This window comes from Kribbella sp. NPDC006257 (assembly GCF_040613535.1).
Taxonomy (GTDB): domain Bacteria; phylum Actinomycetota; class Actinomycetes; order Propionibacteriales; family Kribbellaceae; genus Kribbella.
The window spans coordinates 147,975-167,327 of the sequence record NZ_JBEXSJ010000001.1 but is presented as its reverse complement, the minus strand read 5'-3'; the positions used below and the strand labels follow the sequence as shown (position 1 = coordinate 167,327).

General features: G+C 67.2%; 22 protein-coding genes. 15 read left to right on the top strand and 7 right to left on the bottom strand.

Annotation, left to right across the window (positions count from 1 at the left end):
• Positions 1-15 precede the first annotated feature (15 nt).
• From ABZ004_RS00835 to ABZ004_RS00805, 7 genes are all read left to right on the top strand, one after another.
• Positions 16-981 (top strand): metal ABC transporter substrate-binding protein, encoded by a 966-nt coding sequence (locus tag ABZ004_RS00835; RefSeq protein ID WP_355677668.1) that lies wholly within the window; start codon positions 16-18, stop codon positions 979-981.
• Positions 978-1,742, top strand: a complete 765-nt coding sequence (locus ABZ004_RS00830; protein ID WP_355677667.1) for a metal ABC transporter ATP-binding protein — start codon at positions 978-980, stop codon at positions 1,740-1,742. The genes ABZ004_RS00835 and ABZ004_RS00830 overlap by 4 nt, the downstream gene beginning before the upstream one ends.
• A complete protein-coding gene (locus ABZ004_RS00825; RefSeq protein WP_355677666.1) occupies positions 1,739-2,743 on the top strand; it encodes a metal ABC transporter permease in 1,005 nt (334 codons plus the stop codon). Before ABZ004_RS00830 ends, ABZ004_RS00825 begins: the two co-directional genes overlap by 4 nt.
• Before the next feature lie 72 nt (positions 2,744-2,815).
• Positions 2,816-3,211, top strand: a complete 396-nt coding sequence (locus tag ABZ004_RS00820) for a Fur family transcriptional regulator (RefSeq protein ID WP_355677665.1) — start codon at positions 2,816-2,818, stop codon at positions 3,209-3,211.
• An 82-nt stretch (positions 3,212-3,293) separates the two neighbouring features.
• On the top strand, positions 3,294-3,782 hold the full coding sequence (locus ABZ004_RS00815) for a MerR family transcriptional regulator (RefSeq protein ID WP_355677664.1): 489 nt from the start codon (positions 3,294-3,296) through the stop codon (positions 3,780-3,782).
• An 88-nt stretch (positions 3,783-3,870) separates the two neighbouring features.
• A complete protein-coding gene (locus ABZ004_RS00810; protein ID WP_355677663.1) occupies positions 3,871-4,851 on the top strand; it encodes an aldo/keto reductase in 981 nt (326 codons plus the stop codon).
• A 264-nt stretch (positions 4,852-5,115) separates the two neighbouring features.
• The gene (locus ABZ004_RS00805) at positions 5,116-5,610 is read left to right on the top strand and encodes a GNAT family N-acetyltransferase (protein WP_355677662.1); all 495 of its coding nucleotides are present in this window, start codon (positions 5,116-5,118) and stop codon (positions 5,608-5,610) included.
• Between the two features lie 12 nt (positions 5,611-5,622).
• Here ABZ004_RS00805 and ABZ004_RS00800 read toward each other — a convergent pair whose 3' ends face one another.
• Positions 5,623-6,228: an MBL fold metallo-hydrolase gene (locus ABZ004_RS00800; RefSeq protein ID WP_355677661.1), complete on the bottom strand. Its 606-nt coding sequence runs from the start codon at positions 6,226-6,228 to the stop codon at positions 5,623-5,625.
• The gene (locus tag ABZ004_RS00795) at positions 6,228-7,322 is read right to left on the bottom strand and encodes an S-(hydroxymethyl)mycothiol dehydrogenase (RefSeq protein WP_355677660.1); all 1,095 of its coding nucleotides are present in this window, start codon (positions 7,320-7,322) and stop codon (positions 6,228-6,230) included. Before ABZ004_RS00795 ends, ABZ004_RS00800 begins: the two co-directional genes overlap by 1 nt.
• A 167-nt stretch (positions 7,323-7,489) precedes the next feature.
• Here ABZ004_RS00795 and ABZ004_RS00790 point away from each other — a divergent pair, with 167 nt between their 5' ends.
• The 4 genes from ABZ004_RS00790 (at position 7,490) to ABZ004_RS00775 (ending at position 11,167) form a co-directional block, all read left to right on the top strand.
• On the top strand, positions 7,490-8,386 hold the full coding sequence (locus ABZ004_RS00790; RefSeq protein ID WP_355677659.1) for an ABC transporter ATP-binding protein: 897 nt from the start codon (positions 7,490-7,492) through the stop codon (positions 8,384-8,386).
• Positions 8,386-9,213, top strand: coding sequence for an ABC transporter permease (locus ABZ004_RS00785; protein WP_355677658.1), 828 nt, complete (start codon positions 8,386-8,388; stop codon positions 9,211-9,213). The genes ABZ004_RS00790 and ABZ004_RS00785 overlap by 1 nt, the downstream gene beginning before the upstream one ends.
• A gap of 71 nt (positions 9,214-9,284) precedes the next feature.
• The gene (locus tag ABZ004_RS00780; protein ID WP_355677657.1) at positions 9,285-10,526 is read left to right on the top strand and encodes a sensor histidine kinase; all 1,242 of its coding nucleotides are present in this window, start codon (positions 9,285-9,287) and stop codon (positions 10,524-10,526) included.
• Positions 10,523-11,167: a response regulator transcription factor gene (locus ABZ004_RS00775; protein ID WP_355677656.1), complete on the top strand. Its 645-nt coding sequence runs from the start codon at positions 10,523-10,525 to the stop codon at positions 11,165-11,167. Before ABZ004_RS00780 ends, ABZ004_RS00775 begins: the two co-directional genes overlap by 4 nt.
• Positions 11,168-11,235: 68 nt before the next feature.
• Here ABZ004_RS00775 and ABZ004_RS00770 read toward each other — a convergent pair whose 3' ends face one another.
• Both ABZ004_RS00770 and ABZ004_RS00765 read right to left on the bottom strand, forming a co-directional pair.
• On the bottom strand, positions 11,236-12,108 hold the full coding sequence (locus tag ABZ004_RS00770) for an LLM class flavin-dependent oxidoreductase (RefSeq protein ID WP_355677655.1): 873 nt from the start codon (positions 12,106-12,108) through the stop codon (positions 11,236-11,238).
• Positions 12,109-12,620: 512 nt separating this feature from the next.
• Positions 12,621-13,460 carry an isoprenyl transferase gene (locus ABZ004_RS00765; protein WP_355677654.1) on the bottom strand — a complete coding sequence of 280 codons (840 nt, stop codon included), beginning with the start codon at positions 13,458-13,460 and terminating at the stop codon, positions 12,621-12,623.
• A gap of 166 nt (positions 13,461-13,626) precedes the next feature.
• Here ABZ004_RS00765 and ABZ004_RS00760 point away from each other — a divergent pair, with 166 nt between their 5' ends.
• The 4 genes from ABZ004_RS00760 (at position 13,627) to ABZ004_RS00745 (ending at position 15,927) form a co-directional block, all read left to right on the top strand.
• On the top strand, positions 13,627-13,836 hold the full coding sequence (locus ABZ004_RS00760) for a type II toxin-antitoxin system VapB family antitoxin (RefSeq protein WP_355677653.1): 210 nt from the start codon (positions 13,627-13,629) through the stop codon (positions 13,834-13,836).
• On the top strand, positions 13,824-14,246 hold the full coding sequence (locus ABZ004_RS00755) for a PIN domain nuclease (RefSeq protein WP_355677652.1): 423 nt from the start codon (positions 13,824-13,826) through the stop codon (positions 14,244-14,246). The genes ABZ004_RS00760 and ABZ004_RS00755 overlap by 13 nt, the downstream gene beginning before the upstream one ends.
• A 320-nt stretch (positions 14,247-14,566) precedes the next feature.
• Complete coding sequence (locus ABZ004_RS00750; protein ID WP_355677651.1) at positions 14,567-14,938, top strand: hypothetical protein; 372 nt, start codon at positions 14,567-14,569, stop codon at positions 14,936-14,938.
• A gap of 413 nt (positions 14,939-15,351) precedes the next feature.
• The gene (locus ABZ004_RS00745; protein WP_355677650.1) at positions 15,352-15,927 is read left to right on the top strand and encodes a hypothetical protein; all 576 of its coding nucleotides are present in this window, start codon (positions 15,352-15,354) and stop codon (positions 15,925-15,927) included.
• A gap of 617 nt (positions 15,928-16,544) precedes the next feature.
• Here ABZ004_RS00745 and recO read toward each other — a convergent pair.
• The 3 genes from recO to ABZ004_RS00730 all read right to left on the bottom strand — a co-directional run bounded on the left by recO (position 16,545) and on the right by ABZ004_RS00730 (position 19,276).
• Entirely contained in the window at positions 16,545-17,285 is a 741-nt protein-coding gene (recO, locus tag ABZ004_RS00740; RefSeq protein ID WP_355677649.1) for a DNA repair protein RecO, read from the bottom strand.
• 36 nt (positions 17,286-17,321) lie between these two features.
• The gene (locus ABZ004_RS00735) at positions 17,322-18,170 is read right to left on the bottom strand and encodes an SDR family oxidoreductase (RefSeq protein WP_355677648.1); all 849 of its coding nucleotides are present in this window, start codon (positions 18,168-18,170) and stop codon (positions 17,322-17,324) included.
• Positions 18,171-18,286: 116 nt separating this feature from the next.
• Positions 18,287-19,276, bottom strand: coding sequence for an aldo/keto reductase (locus tag ABZ004_RS00730; RefSeq protein WP_355677647.1), 990 nt, complete (start codon positions 19,274-19,276; stop codon positions 18,287-18,289).
• Between the last annotated feature and the right edge of the window lie 77 nt (positions 19,277-19,353).

Sequence of the window (19,353 nt, the reverse complement as noted above, 5' to 3'; positions counted from 1 at the left end):
ATGAAAATGATTGTCATGAGACCAGTTCTACGCGCCGTAGTCGCCGGCGTCGCGGCCGCGGCGGTTGTCACTCTCGCAGGTTGCGGCAACTCCGCTGCCGACGACCCGGCCGGCAGCGGCGACAAGCTGAACGTGGTCGCGTCGTTCTACCCGCTGGAGTTCATCGCCAAGACCGTCGGTGGCGACGCCGTGCACGTGACGACGCTGACCGCGCCCGGCGTCGAGCCGCACGATCTGGAACTCACGCCGAAGCAGGTCGGCCACATCGCCGAGGCCAAGCTGGTGCTCTTCGAGGGCAACCTGCAGCCCGCCGTCGACGAGGCGATCGACCAGAACGCGAAGAAGTCCGCCTTCGACGTGGCCCCGGCAGCTTCGCTGGAGGCCACCGGCGCCGACTTCGAGGAGCACTCCGAAGGCGGCGCGGGCCCCGCGGTCAAGCCGGCCGCGTACTCCGGGGACGAGCTCGACCCGCACTTCTGGCTCGACCCCGTCCGGTACGCCGATGTCGTCAAGGCGATCACCGAGAAGTTCGTCGAGACCGACCCGGCGAACGCCGACGGCTACCGGGAGCGGTCCGCCGCGATGCTGGCCGACGTCACCAAGCTCGACAACGACTTCAAGACCGGCCTGGCGAACTGCAAACTCAAGACGTTCGTGACGAGCCACCAGGCCTTCGCGTACCTCGCGAAGCGGTACGGTCTGCAGATGGTCGGAATCGCCGGATTCACCCCGGACGCCGAGCCGACCCCGCAGCGGATCAGGGAGGTCCAGAACATCGTGCGCGAGCAGAAGGTGTCCACGATCTTCTACGAGGAACTCGTCAGCCCCAAGGTGGCCGAGTCGATCGCCCGCGATGTCCACGTCAAGACCGCTGTCCTGAGCCCGATCGAGGGCCTCTCGGACGCGAACTCCCAGGAGTCCTACCTCTCGCTGATGCGGGCGAACCTGCAGGAGCTCCGGAAGGCGAACAGCTGCGCGTGACCCCTCCAGAACACCCCTCAGAACAGCAGTCGGCCGTCCAGGTCACCGATCTCTCGGTCGACCTGGGCGGTCGTCTCGTACTCCGGGGCGTCGACCTCCGGATCCGCCAGGGCGAGGTCGTCGCCGTCCTCGGCACCAACGGCTCCGGCAAGTCCACGCTGATCCGGACCGTCGTCGGCCTGCTCCCGGCCGCTCGCGGTGAGGTGCAACTCTTCGGTACGCCGGTGCCGCGGTTCCGCCAATGGCAGCGCGTCGGTTACGTACCGCAGCGGATCACCGCGGCAGGCGGCGTACCCGCCACTGTGTATGAAGTCGTTTCTTCGGGGTTGCTGTCGCGGCGGCGGTTGTTCCGTCCGCTCAAGGCGGCAGACCGGACCGCGGTGGAGCACGCGCTGGAGCTCGTGGACATGGTCGACCGCCGCAAGGACGCGGTGGCCGAGTTGTCCGGCGGACAGCAGCAGCGCGTCCTGATCGCGCGGGCGCTCGTCTCGGATCCGGACCTGCTGATCCTGGACGAGCCGACGGCCGGCGTCGACCTGGCCAGCCAGGCGATCTTCGCCGACGCGATCCGCGAACGGGTCGCCGGCGGCAGCACCGTCGTGATGGTCAGCCACGATCTCGGTCCGATGGATGCCTTGATCGACCGCTCCGTCGTCCTTCGCCGCGGCCGGATCGTGTACGACGGACCGCCGCACGCCTCCCAGACGCATGCCCATGTCCACCCGCACAGCGCGGATGACGAGCCGGGGTGGCTGTCGTGACGATGTTCCAGCTCGAGTTCATGCAGCGGGCGCTGATCGCCGGATTGCTGACCGGGTTGTCGGCGCCGGCCATCGGCACGTACTTGGTCCAGCGGCGCCTGTCGCTGATGGGCGACGGGATCGGGCACATCGCGATCACCGGTGTCGCCCTGGGTCTCCTGACCGGTACGGCGCCAGTGCTGACCGCAGTACTGGTTGCTATTGCTGGTGCAACAGCTATCGAGCTGGTCCGGGCTCGCGGGAAGGCGTCAGGTGACGTCGCGCTTGCGCTGCTTTTCTACGGCGGCATAGCAGGTGGTGTGCTGCTGATCGGCTTGGCCGGGCAAGGCGCTGCAACGCTGAACACCTACCTGTTCGGCTCACTCACCACTGTTTCGCCATCTGACCTGTACGTCGTGGTTGGGCTGGCCGCGACTGTTCTAGTGGTCGCGATCGGGCTCGGCCCGCAACTGTTCGCGGTGTGCCAGGACGAGGAGTTCGCTCGAGTCACCGGGCTTCGTGTGCAGCTCTTGAACCTATTGATCGCTGTGATGGCTGCAGTGACCGTGACTGTGGCCATGCGGACTGTTGGGCTGCTCCTGGTGAGCGCGCTGATGGTCGTGCCGGTTGCTACGGCTCAGCAGGTGACGCGGTCGTTCCGCAGTACGTTCGTCACTGCTTGTGCGATCGGCGTGACGGCTTGCCTGGCCGGCATCATCACGTCGTACAACGCGAATGTGGCTCCGGGTGCGACCATCGTCGTACTGGCGCTGGCTGGGTTCGTCGTGGCTGCCACGGTCGGCACGTTGCTCCGCCGCCGCCAGGCGGTGAGGGCGCCGCTGGCCGATGAGGAGCCGGAGGTCGACATCCCGGCGCCGGCGCCGCATGTGGTGAGTCCGGAGCATGTGCACGCGCATAGTCCGGAGTGCGGTCATCCGAAGGTCGAGCACGATGATCACGTCGACTACGTCCACGACGGGCATCTGCATGCGGCACACGGAGATCACTGGGATGAGCACTGAGTTGCTGGATAGTGAGAGAATTACCGGTGTTGCCGGGGAGAATCGCGGTGACGAGAGATGACAGGAGGCACGGTGGCCATCGGAACACGCTCGACCCGTCAGCGCGCGGCAGTCGCTTCGGCGCTCGACAGCCTCGACGATTTCCGGACCGCCCAGGAGATCCACCAGGAGCTCCGGGGGTCGGGTGAGGCCGTCGGTCTGACCACTGTCTACCGCACCCTGCAGGCTCTGGCCGACTCGCGTGAGGTCGACGTGCTGCGCACCGCGGACGGCGAAACGGCGTACCGGCGCTGCTCGAAGGGACACCACCACCACCTGGTCTGCCGCAACTGCGGCCGCACCGTCGAGGTGGAAGGCCCGGCCGTCGAGCGCTGGGCGGACAAGGTCGCGGCCGAGAACGGCTTCGCCGACATCAGCCACACGCTGGAGATCTTCGGCACCTGCCAGGAATGCCAGTCGCTCTCCTGATCCTGCCTGCCGTGTGGCCCCTGCCCCTGTGGCCGGGGTCACACTTGCGTTAGAGCGCACTCTAACCCGTAGCGTTTCGGTCATGAACACAGCCGGTGTCCTCAGCTCCCCCGCCCGACGTCAGGCGCTCGCCGAGCGGTACGAGGCGCCGGAGCTGCCGCCGCTCGATCCAGAACTGCTGCACCTGCTCGATCTGCCGGCCGACCTCCCCGATGAACTGAGCATCGCCGAGGTCGCCTCGGTCACCGGTCTGACCGCCCACACGCTCCGGTACTACGAACGGATCGGGCTGGTGGAGGTCGCCCGGGATGCCAACGGCTACCGCCTGTACGACCGGGAGGCGCTCGCCCGCGTCGTCTTCGTCACCCGGCTGCGCCTGTCGGACATGCCGATCACCACGGTCAGCCACTACATCGACCTGGTGAACCAGGGTCCGCAGACCGAGCCGGAACGCCTGGCAGTCATGCAGGAGCACCGCGCGATGATCCAGCGCCGGATCAGCGAGATGACGGCGGCACTCGCGCTGACGGAGTACAAGATCACCACGTACGGCGGCACCTGCGCTCCCTGATCTTTCTTCTACTGCCTCTTTCTTCTGCTGCCGGCCACCCTCGCTGCTGCCGGTCGGCGGAGCCATGCCTACAACTTGGAGATTTCTGATGATTCTCGGTACCAACGGACCTGAGGTCAGCCGGCTAGGACTCGGCTGCATGGGGATGAGTTTTGCCTACGGGCCGGGCGACGATGCCGAATCGGTGGCAACGCTGCATCGGGCGCTCGAGCTCGGGGTGACGTTTCTCGATACCGCTGACATGTACGGCGCGGGGGCGAACGAGGAGCTGATCGGCAAGGCGATCGCGGGACGCCGGGACGAGGTGGTGCTGGCGAGTAAGTTCGGGATCGTGGTCGACCCGGAGACGCTGGCGGTCACCGGGGTGGACGGCTCACCGGCGTACGTGCGATCGGCTGTGGATGCGTCGCTGGGTCGGCTCGGGGTGGATCATCTCGATCTGTACCACCAGCACCGGGCTGATCCGTCGGTGCCGATCGAGGAGACGGTCGGCGCGATGGCTTCGCTGGTCGAGGCCGGCAAGGTGCGGTATCTCGGGTTGTCGGAGGCGTCGGCGGAGACGATCCGGCGGGCGCACGCGGTACATCCGATCACCGCGGTGCAGAGTGAGTGGTCGTTGTTCAGCCGCGACATCGAGGACTCGGTGCTGCCGGTGTGCCGGGAGCTGGGGATCGGGATCGTGCCGTACAGCCCGCTCGGGCGCGGGATGCTGACCGGTGCGATCGCGGGAACCGACGGTCTCGCCGCGAACGACTTCCGGCGGACGCTGCCCCGGTTCGACGACACCAACCTCGCCGCGAACCTCGCCCTGGTGGAGGAGATCCGCGCCGTCGCCGCCCGCGTCGGCGCCACCCCCGGCCAGGTCGCCCTCGCCTGGCTCCTTGCCCAAGGCAACGACATCGCCCCGATCCCCGGCACCAAGCGCCGCACCTACCTCGAGGAGAACCACGGCGCGCTGTCTGTCGAACTGTCCCCCGAGGACCTCGCCGCGCTCTCGGCCCTCAACCCAGCGGGCACGCGCTACCCAGACATGAGCTGGGTGGATCGCGACACGGCACCGGCAACCTGAGGAGCCGCGCGCGAGTCGGCGCAGCGTCGGAGACGGCTGGCGGCACGGGGCGGACCACCAACAGTGTCCAACGGTCGTTTCCGGGTCGATCTCGCGGTCAGCTGAGCGTGGCGACGGCCGTGGGGGCTTGGTTGGTGAGTGTTGGCGGTCCGGGCTGACTGACCTCGGCGGGTGATAGATTGCTGGGAAGCCTTTCGCGGTAGGAGATTCTCCTGCCGGCGGGAGGCTTTTCTGCGTTCTGAACCGCTTGTGAGGAGCTTCCCGATGACTGAGTTGTCTGTACGCCGGACGAATCCGGCTGACCGTGCAGTGCTGGAACGACTCTGGCTGCTGTTTCGGCACGACTTGTCTGAATTGGATGGGCGGTTGCCGAATCCGGATGGGACGTTCCGCAGCGAACGGCTGGAGTCGGCGCTGTCCGATCCGGACTGGTGTGGTTACTTGTTCGAGCGCGACGATCGGCCGGCTGGGTTCGCGTTCGTTCGTAGCTTGTCCGGGCCGACGCGGGTGCTGAACAGCTTCTTCGTCGCCCGGGGCGCGCGTCGGTCCGGGGTCGGATTGCAAGCGATGAAATCGGTCGTCGCCGAGCACCCGGGACCGTGGGAGGTCGCCTTCCAGGACGCGAACACGCGAGCCGTCGCGTTCTGGCGCCGCGTCGCAACCGAGATCGCCGGAGACGCTTGGACCGAGGAACACCGACCGGTCCCCCAGGACCCCACCGGCCCACCAGACGTCTGGATCGCCTTCACCACAAGGTAGCCGGCCGGTGGTCTAAATGACGTTGCCGTGTTCGGCGGCGATGGTGGTGGTGTCGCCGTGGCCGGTGTGGACGACTGTGTCGGCGGGGAGGGTGAGGAGTTTGGTGCGGATGGAGTCGAGGATGGTGGGCTTGTCGGAGTACGAGCGACCGGTCGCGCCCGGCCCACCCTGAAAGAGGGTGTCGCCGGTGAAGACGGCGTTGAGGTCTTCTGCGTAGAGGGACGTGCTGCCGGGGCTGTGCCCGGGAGTGTGGATCGCGCGGAGCGTCGTACCGGCGACCTCGAAGACGGTGCCGTCGACGAGGTCGTGGTCCGGGCGATCGTCGTACAGGGCCTCCCAGAGCATCGTGTCGGCGGCGCTGAGCCAGACCTGGGTGTCGAGGTAGTCGCGGATCCCGCCGACCGCGTTGATGTGGTCGTTGTGCCCGTGCGTGCAGATCAGCGCCGCGAGCCGGCGATCGCCGACCGCTTTGATGATCGATGCGGGGTTGTGGGCGGCGTCGACGACCACGACCTCCTCGTCGTCGCCGATCAGCCAGACGTTGTTCTCGACGTCCCAGGTCCCGCCGTCGAGGCTGAAGGTGCCGGAGGTGATGACGCGTTCGATCCGGGCCGTCATCAGAACAGCACCACCGAGCGGAGGACGTCGCCGCGGTGCATCTTGTCGAACGCGGCCTCCACCTCGTCGAGTGCGATCGTCTCCGAGACGAAGCTCTCCAGCGGCAGCCGGCCTTGCAGATGCAGGTCGATCAGCATCGGGAAGTCGCGGCTCGGCAGGCAGTCGCCGTACCAGCTCGACTTGAGCGAACCACCACGGCCGAAGAAGTCGAGCAGCGGCATCTCGAGTCGCATGTCCGGGGTCGGTACGCCGACCAGGACGACCGTGCCGGCCAGGTCGCGCGCGTAGAACGCCTGCTTCCACGTCTCCGGGCGGCCGACCGCGTCCACAACCACATCCGCGCCGAAGCCGTTGGTGAGCTCTTGGACCGCTTGGACGACGCCGTCGTGATCGAGACCCCGGGAGTGGATCGTGTGGGTCGCGCCGAGTTCCTGCGCGACCTTCAGCTTGCGCTCGTCCAGGTCGATCGCGATCACCCGGGCGGCTCCGGCCAGCCGGGCGCCGACGACGGCCGCCGTACCGACTCCGCCGCAGCCGATCACGGCCACGGTGTCCCCGCGACCGACGTTGCCGGTGTTCATGGCGGCGCCGAGGCCGGCCATCACGCCGCAGCCGAGCAGGCCGGCTACCTCGGGTTTGGCAGCCGGGTCGACCTTCGTGCACTGGCCGGCGGCGACCAGGGTCTTGTCGGCGAACGCGCCGATGCCGAGCGCGGGCGACAGCTCGGTGCCGTCGGCAAGCGTCATCTTCTGCTTGGCGTTGTGCGTGTTGAAGCAGTACCACGGACGCCCGCGCAGGCAGGCGCGGCAGTTTCCGCAGACGGCTCGCCAGTTCAGTACGACGAAGTCGCCGGGCTGCACGTCGGTGACGCCCTCGCCGACGCTCTCCACGATCCCCGCTGCTTCGTGGCCCAAGAGGAAGGGAAATTCGTCGTTGATGCCGCCTTCGCGATAGTGCAGATCGGTGTGGCAGACGCCGCAGGCCTGCACCTGGACGACAGCCTCACCCGGTCCGGGATCGGGGATGGTGATCTCTTCGATCGTCACCGGGGCGCCCTTACTCAGGGCCACGACACCACGCACGGTCTGACTCATGCCCCGACGCTAAGCGGACACCCCACTCCCCGTCTGCCCCCGCGCGCGTCGTACCGCGGAATCCGCTGAGGGTCACTGCTCCCCGACGCTCTGTCCACCGGTCGGGGGACAGCCGGTCATCCGGTCGACGCTCCCTGGCCGGGTCCTCCGGACGGGAAGGTTGAGCCATGACCGACAAAGACATCGCCGTACGGGTCCGTGGACTCGTCAAGCGCTACCCCGACAAGGTCGCCGTCGCCGGCGTCGATCTGGATATTCATCGCGGTGAGGTGTTCGCGTTGCTCGGCCCGAACGGCGCCGGCAAGACGACGAGCGTGGAGGTACTGGAGGGGTACCGCCACGCCGACGAGGGTGAGATCAGCGTACTGGGCGTCGACCCGGCCAAGGGTGACCGGAACTGGCGGGCCCGGATCGGGATCGTCGCCCAGTCCTCCCGGGACGAGGCCGAACTGTCGATCGCGGAACTGGTGAACCACTACGCCGGCTACTACCCGAACCCGCGCGACCCGGACGAGGTGATCGCCGCGGTCGGCCTGGAGAGCAAGCGCAAGGCCCGGACCCGGAAGCTGTCCGGTGGTCAGCGCCGCCGGCTCGACGTCGCGCTCGGCGTGATCGGCAACCCGGAGCTGCTGTTCCTGGACGAGCCGACCACCGGGTTCGACCCGGAGGCGCGCCGGCAGTTCTGGACGCTGATCGAGAACCTGCGTACCGAGGGCACCACGATCTTGCTGACCACCCACTACCTGGACGAGGCCGAGCACCTGGCCGACCGGGTCGGCGTGATCGCGGACGGCCGGATGATCGAGGTCGCGACGCCGGAGACGCTCGGCGGCCGCGGTGCCCGCACCGCGCGGGTGTCCTGGCTGGACGCCGACGGAGCGCACGAAGTACGGACCGATTCGCCGACCGCGGAGATCGCGGCGCTGATGGCGCGGTTCGACGGTGAGGTGCCCGAACTCGAGGTACGCCGGCCGTCGCTGGAAGACATCTACCTGGAGCTGATCGGCAAGGCGCACCTCGCCGCCGCCGACGCCGCTGCTGCTATGGAAGCTGGAGTTGCCTGATGAGCACCCTGACCGCCGTTTCGAAGCCGCTGCCGTCGACTCTCAAGGTCGGCGTCTCCCGGACCAAGCTCGAGGTGAAGCAGTTCTTCCGCGAACGCGAGCAGCTGATCTTCACCTTCTTCTTCCCGATCATCTTCCTGGGCATCTTCTCCGCCGTCTTCAGCGACAGCGACTTCTCCGGTGGCGTCAACGCGGCCACCTACTTCACGCCGGGGATGATCGCGTCCGGCATCTTCCTGACCAGCTTCCAGTCGCTGGCGATCACGATCGCGATGGAACGCGACGAGGACCTGCTGAAGCGGCTCCGCGGTACGCCGATGTCGCCGCAGTCCTACTTCATCGGCAAGATCGGGCTGGTCCTCTGTACGTCGATCGCCCAGTTCGCCCTGCTGCTCGCGATCGCCGGCCTGGTGCTCGGCGTGGACATCCCGACCGAGCCGTCGAAGTGGGTGAACTTCGTCTGGATCTTCGTACTCGGTACGGCGTCCGGCTCGGTGCTCGGGATCGCATTCTCCGTCGTACCGAAGTCCGGCAAGGCTGCCTCCGCGGTCGTCACCCCGGTGGTTCTGCTGCTGCAGTTCATGTCCGGCGTGTACTTCGTCTACAGCGACCTGCCGTCCTGGATGCGCGGAGTCGCCTCGATCTTCCCGCTCAAGTGGCTCGCCCAGGGCATGCGGTCGGTGTTCCTGCCCGACGGGTTCCAGGTGAACGAGCCTGGGCACGCGTGGCACCTGGGGACGGGCGCCGTCGTACTGACTGTCTGGCTTGTCGTCGGTCTGGTGATCGCCCAGCGGGTGTTCCGCTGGACCCGCCGGGACGCGGGTTGATCGTGGCCGCCACTGCTTCCTCCAGCACTCTCGGCGAGATTGCCCGGGAGTGGTGGAGGAAGATGGTGTCCATGCAGCTTCCCTCCCGGGTCGACCAGCCGGTCTGGACTCGTACGCTGATCGGCTGGCACGTGGTGTTCTACGCGCTGCTCGGTGTGATCGCGCTCGTCGGGCTGACCTCGTCCGATCTCCAGGGGCACCGGCGGATCGCCTACCTGGGCCTGGTCACCGTGCTGGCCATCGCCTACTGGGTGCTGGCGATACCGGCGATGAGAACGCGGAACCAGTTCCAGTCGCACCTGTACCGGGTGGTGATGATCGGCTGCGTCGCCGGAGCGGTCGGGCTCTACCCGCAATCGATCTTCATTCTCTTCATCGTCTCGCCGCAGATCTGGCTGCTCAGCCAGCGGATGTGGGACGCCGTACCGCTCAGCCTGATCCTGCTCTTCACGGTCGGTACGGCGCAGTTGTGGTCGGCCGGCTGGACCGCGGACGCCTTCTGGGACATCTTGCCCTGGATGGTGATCAGCCTGGTGGTCAGCCTGATGCTCGGGATCTGGATCGACCGGGTGATTGAGCAGAGCCAGCAACGCGCCGAACTGATCGAGGAACTCGAGTCTGCGCGGGACGAGCTCGCCGAAGCGCACCACACGGCCGGGGTGATGGCTGAGCGAGAGCGGATGGCTCGGGAGATCCACGACACGCTGGCACAAGGGATGACGAGTGTGGTGATGCTTGCTCAAACCGCTGCCGTGGAGCTCCAGCGGGGATCGCTTGACCCGGTGGCCGGGCGGCTGGCGGCGATCGAGGACACCGCTCGGGAGAACCTGGCCGAGGCTCGGGCGTTGGTGGCTGCTTTCACTCCTGTCGCGTTGACGGGTGCCACGCTGGCCGAGGTACTACGGCGGCTGGCCGAGCGGTTCGCGGCGGAGACGGGCGTCGACGTACAGGTTTCGCTGGATATGCCGGACGACGAGGTGGCTGCCTTGCCGCAGGCGCAGCAAGTGGTGTTGTTGCGGGCTGCTCAGGAGTCGTTGGCGAATGTGCGGAAGCACGCGGGGGCGACGTCGGTGCTGATTTCGTTGAGCATGTCGGCCGGTGGGGTGGGGATCGAGATCCGGGATGACGGGTCGGGGTTCTCTTTGGATGCTGCCGGGCGGGCCGGTTTCGGGCTGGCCGCGATGCGGGGACGGGTCGAGGAGTCCGGTGGAACGGTTTCGGTGGAGAGTGCGCCGGGGCGTGGTACGCGGGTTGCTGTGTTGATTCCTTCTGGTGCTGCTGATTCTGCTTCTGATGCTGGGGAGGGCTCGTGAGTATTCGGGTGCTGGTGGTCGACGATCACCCCGTGGTGCGATCCGGGCTGATCGGGATGCTCGCGGTGACCGAGGACATCGAGGTGGTCGGCGAGGCCGGCGACGGCGAGGCAGCCCTGGCGCTGGTGGCGTCGACGCAGCCGGACGTCGTACTGATGGACCTGCGGATGCCGCGGCGCGACGGGGTGTCGGCGACCGGAGCGATCGTGACTTCGCATCCGTCGACAAAGGTGCTCGTGCTGACGACGTACGACACAGACACCGACATCCTGCATGCTGTCGAAGCCGGCGCTGCTGGTTACCTGTTGAAGGACACTCCGCATGCTGAGTTGCTCGACGGGATCCGCGCGGCGTCGCGGGGTGAGACCGTGTTGGCTCCCCCGGTTGCTGCGCGGCTGATGTCCAGACTCCGTACGCCGGTCGCACCCGCCGCGGTGCAGCCTTCGCCTCGCGAACTGGAGGTTTTGGCCGCTGTCGCCCGGGGTTTGAGCAATGCGGAGATCGGCCGCGAACTCTACATCGGCGAAGCGACCGTGAAGACCCATCTACAGCGCCTCTTCACCAAACTGGACGTCGACGACCGCACCCACGCAGTAACAGTCGCCATCGAACGCGGCCTCCTGCCCTCCCCACGACGCTGACTGCCCGCCATCACGGCGCCGACTGCACGCACTTCCGCGGCACCGCCGTCACCTCGGCTCGCCTGCCTTCACTTCGACGTGAGCAGTGGCCGCACCTCCTGTCCGAGGAAGCGCGCGAACTGGTCGAGATCTTTCTCGTCTCGGCACGGTAGGACGGCGACTGTTGTTACTCCTGTCGCTTGGATTTGGCGCAGGTTGGTGGCTATCTCCTCAGCGTTGCCCACGACACCGATCTGCGGGTTGGCCGGCATCCCGTACTGCGCGAGCTCGGCATCCACCCGGGCGCGCGCATCCGGCCCGGTCGCGACGATGACGCTCGCGACCACCTCGTGCCCATCGGTCGCCGCCTTGAGGGTTCTCTGCGTTGATTCCTTGATCCCCTGGACGTCGAGACCGAGCGGGAGGAGGGTGCCGGTCCCGAGTTCACCTGCTGCCTCTAGCGATTTCGCTCCGGCGACACCGATCAAGAGCTGCGGCGGCCGAAGCGGCGGGTAGTCCAGCGCGACTTCCTCGAGCCGTACATAACGACCTTCGGTAGTGACGCTCTCGCCGTCGAGCAACTTGCGCAAGGCACTCGCATATTCCCGCAGCAGCGTCAGCGGCGCCTCGGCTTTCACCCCAGCTTGCGCCATCCACGGCTGATTCCCGTGTCCGATCCCCGCCACGAACCGATCCGGGAACAACCGGTCGATCGTCGCGATCTCCATCGCTGCCTGCGCCACGTTCCGCAACGGCACCGGCAGAATCGCCGCCCCCACCCGGATCCGCTCAGTACTAGCCAACGCGGTCACCACGGTGGCAACCGCAGACTCCTTGAAACAGTCCTCCGAAACCCAAAGGTCATCCAGCCCGCCCGCCTCCACCGCCCGAGCCACCGCCCGCACCCGCTCCGGCGCCAGCCCCGGCGAGAACGTCATCCCCAGCCTCAGTAAATTCGCCATCCCCTCACGCTAGAACCCCCCACCGACATTCCCCCTTCCGCGTGTGCCGCACTGGTCGCCAGCGATGGTCACCCCCACCACAGGCCGCCTGTGCACCCGACCGACGGGCCGCCCGGGCACCCGACGTACTGGCCGCGCGGACGCCCGTCAGACGGGTCTGCTTGGACACCCCGTCGGCACCGGCCGCGTGGACACCCGACGTACCGAGAGCCTGGACATCCCGGCGTACCGGATGCATGGACGCCCAACGTGCGGGGTCCGTGGACGCGCCGGATTGCGGGGGGCGACCGGCGTACGGGGCCTGCGTGGATGCCCTCGACGCACCGGCTGCGGGGGCGACCGGCGTACCGGGTGCGTGGGCGACCTACGTGCGGGGTTGGGTGAGCGCCTCGTCACACCGGCTGCGTGGACGCCCCGACGTACGGGGAGCGTGGACGCCCCGACGTACGGGGTTGCCTGGACGCCCTGGCGTACCGGGTGCGTGGACACCCCCGGCGTACGGGGCGACTGTCTTACGGGTTAGGGGTGGGTTCGACGGGGTTGGGGACGGCGCCGCCGTAGCGGCGGTCGCGTTGGGCGTAGAGCTCGATCGCGTGCCAGAGGTGGCGGCGGTCGAAATCCGGCCAGAGGGTGTCGAGGAAGACCATCTCGGCGTACGCGAGCTGCCAGACCAGGAAGTTCGAGGTGCGCTGTTCACCCGACGAGCGGACGAACAGGTCGACCTCGGGGATGTCGGGCGCGTACAGGTGCTTGGCGATCGTCTTCTCGGTGATCCGGTCCGGGCTGAGCTTGCCCGCGGCAACCTCGTGCGCGATCGACCGCATCGCGTCCGCGATCTCCGCCTGACCGCCGTAGTTCACGCAGAACTGCAAGGTGATGGTGTCGTTGTTCTTGGTGCGTTCCTGGGCGTCCTCGAGTTCGGAGATGACGCTCTTCCACAACCGCGGCCGGCGCCCCGACCAGACCACCCGGACCCCCATCGCGTCCAGCTCGTCCCGCCGCCGGTGGATCACCTCGCGGTTGAAGCCCATCAGGAACTTCACCTCTTCGGGCGACCGGGCCCAGTTCTCGGTCGAGAACGCGTACACCGACAGGTACTTGACCCCGATCTCGATGCCGCCCTTGATCACATCCAGCAGCGAAGCCTCACCCGCCTTGTGCCCCTCGGTCCGCGGCAGGTTCCGCGCCTTGGCCCAGCGCCCGTTCCCATCCATCACCACCGCCACATGCCGAGGCACCAACTCCGCCGGCACCCCCGGCACCGTCACCCCCGACGGATGCGGCTCCGGCGCCACGACCGGCCCCACCCGCTCCCCCACACCCCGACCACGACGACGACCCAACGGAGACATGACCGAATCCTCCCTCATCGCTTCATTCACCCCGCAACCACCCACGACTTATCCACAGGGGCTGTCTGCGAGCCGGCGGCAAAGCTGCCAAGCTTCTCGATCACTGTCCGCAACCACGCGAGGAGATATACACTTGTCATCGATCTATATATCCGGAGGCGTGGCGATGACCAAGACCTTGATCGACGTCGACGACGCACTGCTGGCCAAAGCCGCTGCAGCCCTGGGGACGAGCACCAAGAAGGACACCGTCAACCAGGCCCTGGCCCGGGTGGCACGGATCGCGGCAGCTGAGGATCTGATCGAGTTCGCGCGCGACGGCGGGTTCGACGACCTGCAGGACCCGGAAGTGATGAAGGGCGCATGGCGGGGGTAGCCGGCTACCTGGTCGACAAGAGCGCGCTCGCACGGCTGAAACATCCGGACGTTGCTGACGTCCTGTTGCGGTTGGTGAAGGCCGGTCGCATGGCAACCACCGGAATCGTGAGCCTGGAAATGCTCTACAGCGCCCGGAACCTGGCCGACCGCGACCGCATCCGGGCAGGTCTCACCGCACACGAATGGCTGCCGACCGACGACCGCGACTTCAACCGCGCGCTGGAGGTTCAACGCCAGTTGACCGCTGTGGGCAAGCACCGTGCGGTGCCACTTCCGGACCTCCTGATCGCAGCCATCGCCGAACGCCATCAGGTCACTGTTCTGCACTACGACACCGACTTCGACCTCATCGCCACCATCACAGGACAACCGACCCAATGGGTCGTGCCCCGCGGCTCGGTCGCCTAGCTAAAGGTTGTGGAAAACTCCGGAGACGGAAACCCAACGTATGGCAGCCTTTACCGTCCGTAACATCGCCGAAGGGGGAGCCTCCTCCAATGACCCGCCGACCGCTCCTAGCAGCCGCCCTCTGCGCCACCCTGACGCTAACCGCCTGCAACAACTCCCCCCAAGCCGGCCAACCCAACACCACCCCACCCTCAAGCACCCCAAGCACCCCCGCCACGCCCACCCCGACTGGCCCCACGTGGACACCGGAGCAACTCGAGGCAATAACAGCCGCCAAGGCGCGCTACGCAGCAGCGCGAGCTGCCGTAGACCAAGCGCTGATGAACCCATCCGAACTCGACCGAGGTGCGCTGGAGAGGGCCGGCAACGGCGGTGAATGGATTACCACCATCCTCGGGGACGCAACGAACTACCAGAAGTACGGCTGGTACCGAAGCGGCAAGATCAAGATCGCTTCTACCCAGGTCACGTCGGTGAAGCTCGACGTCGAGCAGCCGGAAGTTCGGTTCACCAGCTGCCTCGACAGTTCGGCCGTCGTTACTCGATTTCAAAAGGACAACAAACCCGTCCCCCAGGGTCCAGGCAACGGAAAACGCCACAAGTTCTCGTCACAGCTCGTCTTCGCACCACCTGCCCCCGGTGGATCAAAGATATGGTTCTTGATCTCTGACAAGCCGACCGGACCATGCTGAGCCTCCGGCGACACATTCCCCTGCTGCTGGTCATCCTTGGCTTCGCGGCTTACCTTCCTGATACCGCGATGGCAGATGGCAAAGCCCCAAAGCCTGGCCCAGGCTACGTCTGGCAATGTGACGGAGCGAGCGGCTTCTGCAGCTGGGTAGCGAGCAGTGATATGACGCCCAAGCCGACAGATGATCCGCACGACGGCACTGACGGGACCAAGCACGCAAAGCCCATCTGCGAATTCGGCGGCGCCGCCCAGGCCTGCACCTCTTCTCTCGGGAACTGGTCGAACAGCCAGCAATGTTATTTGCGTAGAGAAACTCCGCAGCCGCCCTTCTCAGATGCGAGATGGGAAGGTCACACCGATGGGTCCGTGTGGGCATGCGTCCGTCAGCAGGGTTTCGACGAGGGACAGCATTGGGTGACTAAGTGGGTGTGGTTGCCGGGGGAGCCGGACACTGTGGTTACTGATCCGGTGACGTTGGCGTATCGGGCGGTGGCGGCTATGCAACTGGGGGCGCCGCGGGTGCGTACTGCGCCGGGGGTTGGGGAGGTGGGGTTGGTGAATATGCCGGTGTGGTTGTGGGTGGAGAGGTCGGAGAACACGTGGGGGCCGATTGAGCGGGATGCGAGTGTGCCTGGGTTGACGGTGACGGCTACCGCGAAGGTGACGGCGGTGGATTGGAGTATGGGCGACGGGAAGACCGTGCGGTGTGAGGGTTCCGGTACGGCGTACCGGAAGTCGTTCGGGATCAAGGCGTCGCCGGATTGTGGGTATCTGTATCGGAAGACGTCTCGGGGGCAGGCTGACTGCAAGTACAAGGTTGGCGCTACGGCTCGGTGGGACATCACCTGGCGGAGCACGCTTGGTGATACCGGGCAGATCTCAATGACCCGGCAGGCGGGGACTCAGCTCCAGATTGGTGAAGCGGTTCCGGTGCTGGTCGATCCCAACGGCGAACAGGCTGTGTCCCCAGAAATACCAGCCGCCTGTTAGCGGCACGCCGTACGGTTGTCTGCGATCGGCCTGACTCGATCTCGGCGGCAGGCGGCCGGGCAGTTCCCCGAGCCGTGAAGGCGGCTGCTACCTGTCCCAACACACCAAAATGGTGTCCACCCCGTAGCCTCACCACCTTTCGCCCGGACGTCACCCGGCTTAGCACGATGCCTAGCCCCGACAGTGGGCGGCCTGCGCCCCGGGCATGCGGCCGGTGAGTGGTGTGGTGCAGGCGGAAGCGGGCGTCCAACCAGGCGGAAGGCCAGGTCCTGGGATAGCAGCGGGCGCGCGAGTTGGAACGGACACCAGCGCGAGTTGGAGCGGGAGCGGCACGTTCGAGCGGGAGCGAGCGCGCGAGTTGGGTGCGTTCGATTCGGCCATCGAACGGAGGCTGACTAGCCGGGATCGCTGGCCGGCTGGCAGAGCTATCACCCAGCGTCCACAGATTCCATCGCCATCTGTCGGGCAGTGGCTTGCGGACAGAAGATGGAAGGAGGCGAGGGAGCCGGGGTGCAGCGGCGCAAATACTACTAGCGGCCGCTTGTTCCGAAGCCCGTGATGCTGCCTGCAGACGAAGCTGTTGCTGTCGTGGCGGGGACGTCCGAGAGGGCAGCAGGTTAGTGGTCGGGGGTTAGGTCTAGGTGGGGGAGGGAGCGGAGGTTTCGGTCTAGGTGGTAGGCGACGAAGGCGGCTACCAGGGTGTTCGCCTCTCGGCGGGTGCGGGGGTCGGTGCGTTCGGCGGTGGGCCAGTCGCCGGTGAGGAGGGCGGAGAGGAGGGTGAGGGTGGTGGGGGCCGGCATGGCGGAGGCCGGGGGGCGGCAGGTGGAGCAGACGACGCCGCCGGCGGCTGGGTTGAAGGCTCGGTGGGGGCCTTCCTCGCCGCATTTCGCGCAGTCGGCGAAGGAGGGGGCGTAGCCGGAGATCGCCAGGGAGCGGAGGAGGAAGGAGTCCAGGACCAGGGCCGGTTCGCGTTCGCCGGCGGAGAGGACGCGGAGCGCACCGGCCAGCAACAGGTGTTGCTGGGTGGCGGGTTCTTTTTCCTCTACTACCAGGCGGTCCGCGGTCTCGAGGAGGACCGTGCCGGTGGTGTAGCGGGCGTAGTCGTTGACGATGCCTTCGCCGTACGCCGAGATCGAGACGGCCTGGGTGACCACGTCGAGGGTGCGGCCGGTCGCGAGTTGCAGGTCGACGTGGCTGAACGGTTCGAGGCGGGCGCCGAAGCGGGACGACGTACGGCGGACGCCTTTCGCGACCGCGCGGATCTTGCCGTGGGTGCGGGTCAGGAGCGTGGCGATGCGATCGGCTTCGCCCAGTTTCTGGACGCGGAGCACGATCGCTTCGTCACGGTAGAGCGGCACTCACCCAGTATCCCATCAAGGCGGACCGCCATTCTCTCATTCAAGAGAAGCGAGGTAGTCCGCCAGGCCGACGGGCGGGTGGCCGGTGATGTCTTCGACGGCACTGCTGACCTCACTGAGTTCGCCGCTGGCGATCGCGGCGTACGACGTGACCCAGCCGGCCACTTCCCAGGCGGGCGCTCCGAAGGATTCGCGCGAGCGGTACGCCTCGTCGAGGGTCTCCGGTTGATAGCGGATCGGACGACCCAAGGCCTCGGTCAGGATCGCGGCTGCTTCGGCGAGGGTGAAGGCCGTCGGGCCGGTCAGGTCGTACGTCATCCCGGAGTGCGCCGTCGACAGCAGGACCCGGGTGGCGACCTCGGCCACGTCCTCGCGGAAGACCGCCGCCACCCGGCCGTCTCCCGCCGGCCCACTGATCACCCCGTCCTCTCCCGCGAAGCCCGGGATGAAGTCGAGGTACATGTTGTCGCGCAGGAACGTGTAGTCGACACCAGTCCCGATAATGTGCTGCTCGGTGTGCCAGTGGTCGCGTGCGAAGGTGAACGTCGCGTTCGGCGCAGCTCCGACGAACGAGGTGTACACGATCCGCCGTACGCCGGCCGCCACCGCCGCATCAACCGTTGCCTTGTGCAACGACACGCGATCGGCCGACTCGGAAGCGCTGACCAGGAAGAGGGTCTGCACACCGTCCAGCGCATTGAGCAGCGCGTTCTTGTCGCCGTACGCCGCTTGCGCAACCTCGGCGCCGGCCAACTCCGGTGCCCGCGCAGGATCCCGTACGACGAGTCGCTGGGCGACCCCCGCTGCCGCCAGCCGGCGCGCAACCCGCGAACCGACCTGCCCGGTCGAACCGGTCACCCCGATCAACCCGACCTCATCAGGCACCGCAGCACCCACCTCCACCTCAACACCACTCAACTCCGGGTCCAGAGAGTCCCCGCTCACCTCCGACCCAAGCAAGCCCGAAGCGCCGCGCAACTCGGGTTCAAGCGAATCCCCGCTCACTTTTCCACCATCTTCAAGGCACCTTCGGCGTAGCGCTCCCCCGCCACGGCGTCCGGCGGGAACGCCTCGTCCAAAGCCGCGAGTTCCGCCTCCGTCAGCACGATATCCACCGCGCCGAGGTTCTCCGCCAGGTACTTGCGCCGCTTCGTCCCCGGGATCGGCGCCACAAAGTTGCCCTGAGCAAGCAACCAGGCAAGCGCCAGTTGCCCAGCAGTCACACCCTTCGCAGCGGCCAGCGCCCGAACCTTTTCCACCAGGTCCAGATTCCGCTGGAAGTTCGCACCGCTGAACCGCGGCAACCCACGCCGCAGATCGTCCGGCGCGAAGTCGTCCGGCGACTTGAGCTGCCCGGTCAGGAACCCACGCCCCAGCGGACTGAACGGCACGAACCCGATCCCGAGCTCCCGCAGCGTCGGCAGCACAGTGGTCTCCGGGTCGCGCGTCCACAGCGACCACTCACTCTGCACAGCACTGATCGGATGGACGGCGTGGGCCGCGCGAACCGTCTCCCCCGACACCTCCGACAGCCCGAGATACCGGACCTTCCCAGCCTGCACCGCCTCGGCCATCGCCCCGACGGTCTCCTCGATCGGCACCTGCGGATCGCGCCGATGCAGGTACCAGAGGTCGACATGGTCCACCCCGAGCCGGCGCAGCGACGCGTCCAGGGCAGCACGCGCGTACGCCGGGCTGCCGTCCACCACCGTCGGCATCGCACTGTCCGCCGACGACCGGGTGAAGCCGAACTTGGTGGCCAGCACCGCCTTGTCGCGGCGACCCGCGAGCGCGCGGCCGACGAGCTCCTCGTTCGCGCCGTCGCCGTACACGTCGGCGGTGTCGATGAAGGTGCAGCCGGCGTCGAGGGCGGCGTGCACGGTCGCGATCGACTCGGCCTCGTCGGCGCTGTCGCCGTAGGACTGGGACATCCCCATACAGCCGAGGCCGAGACTGGACACGGTCAGTTCTCCGAGCTGGGATTCACGCATGACCCGAACCTACCGGTGCCGCGCCGGCCGGGATCGACGGGTCCACGAACACACAGCGTAGTCACGACTCTCCGCTG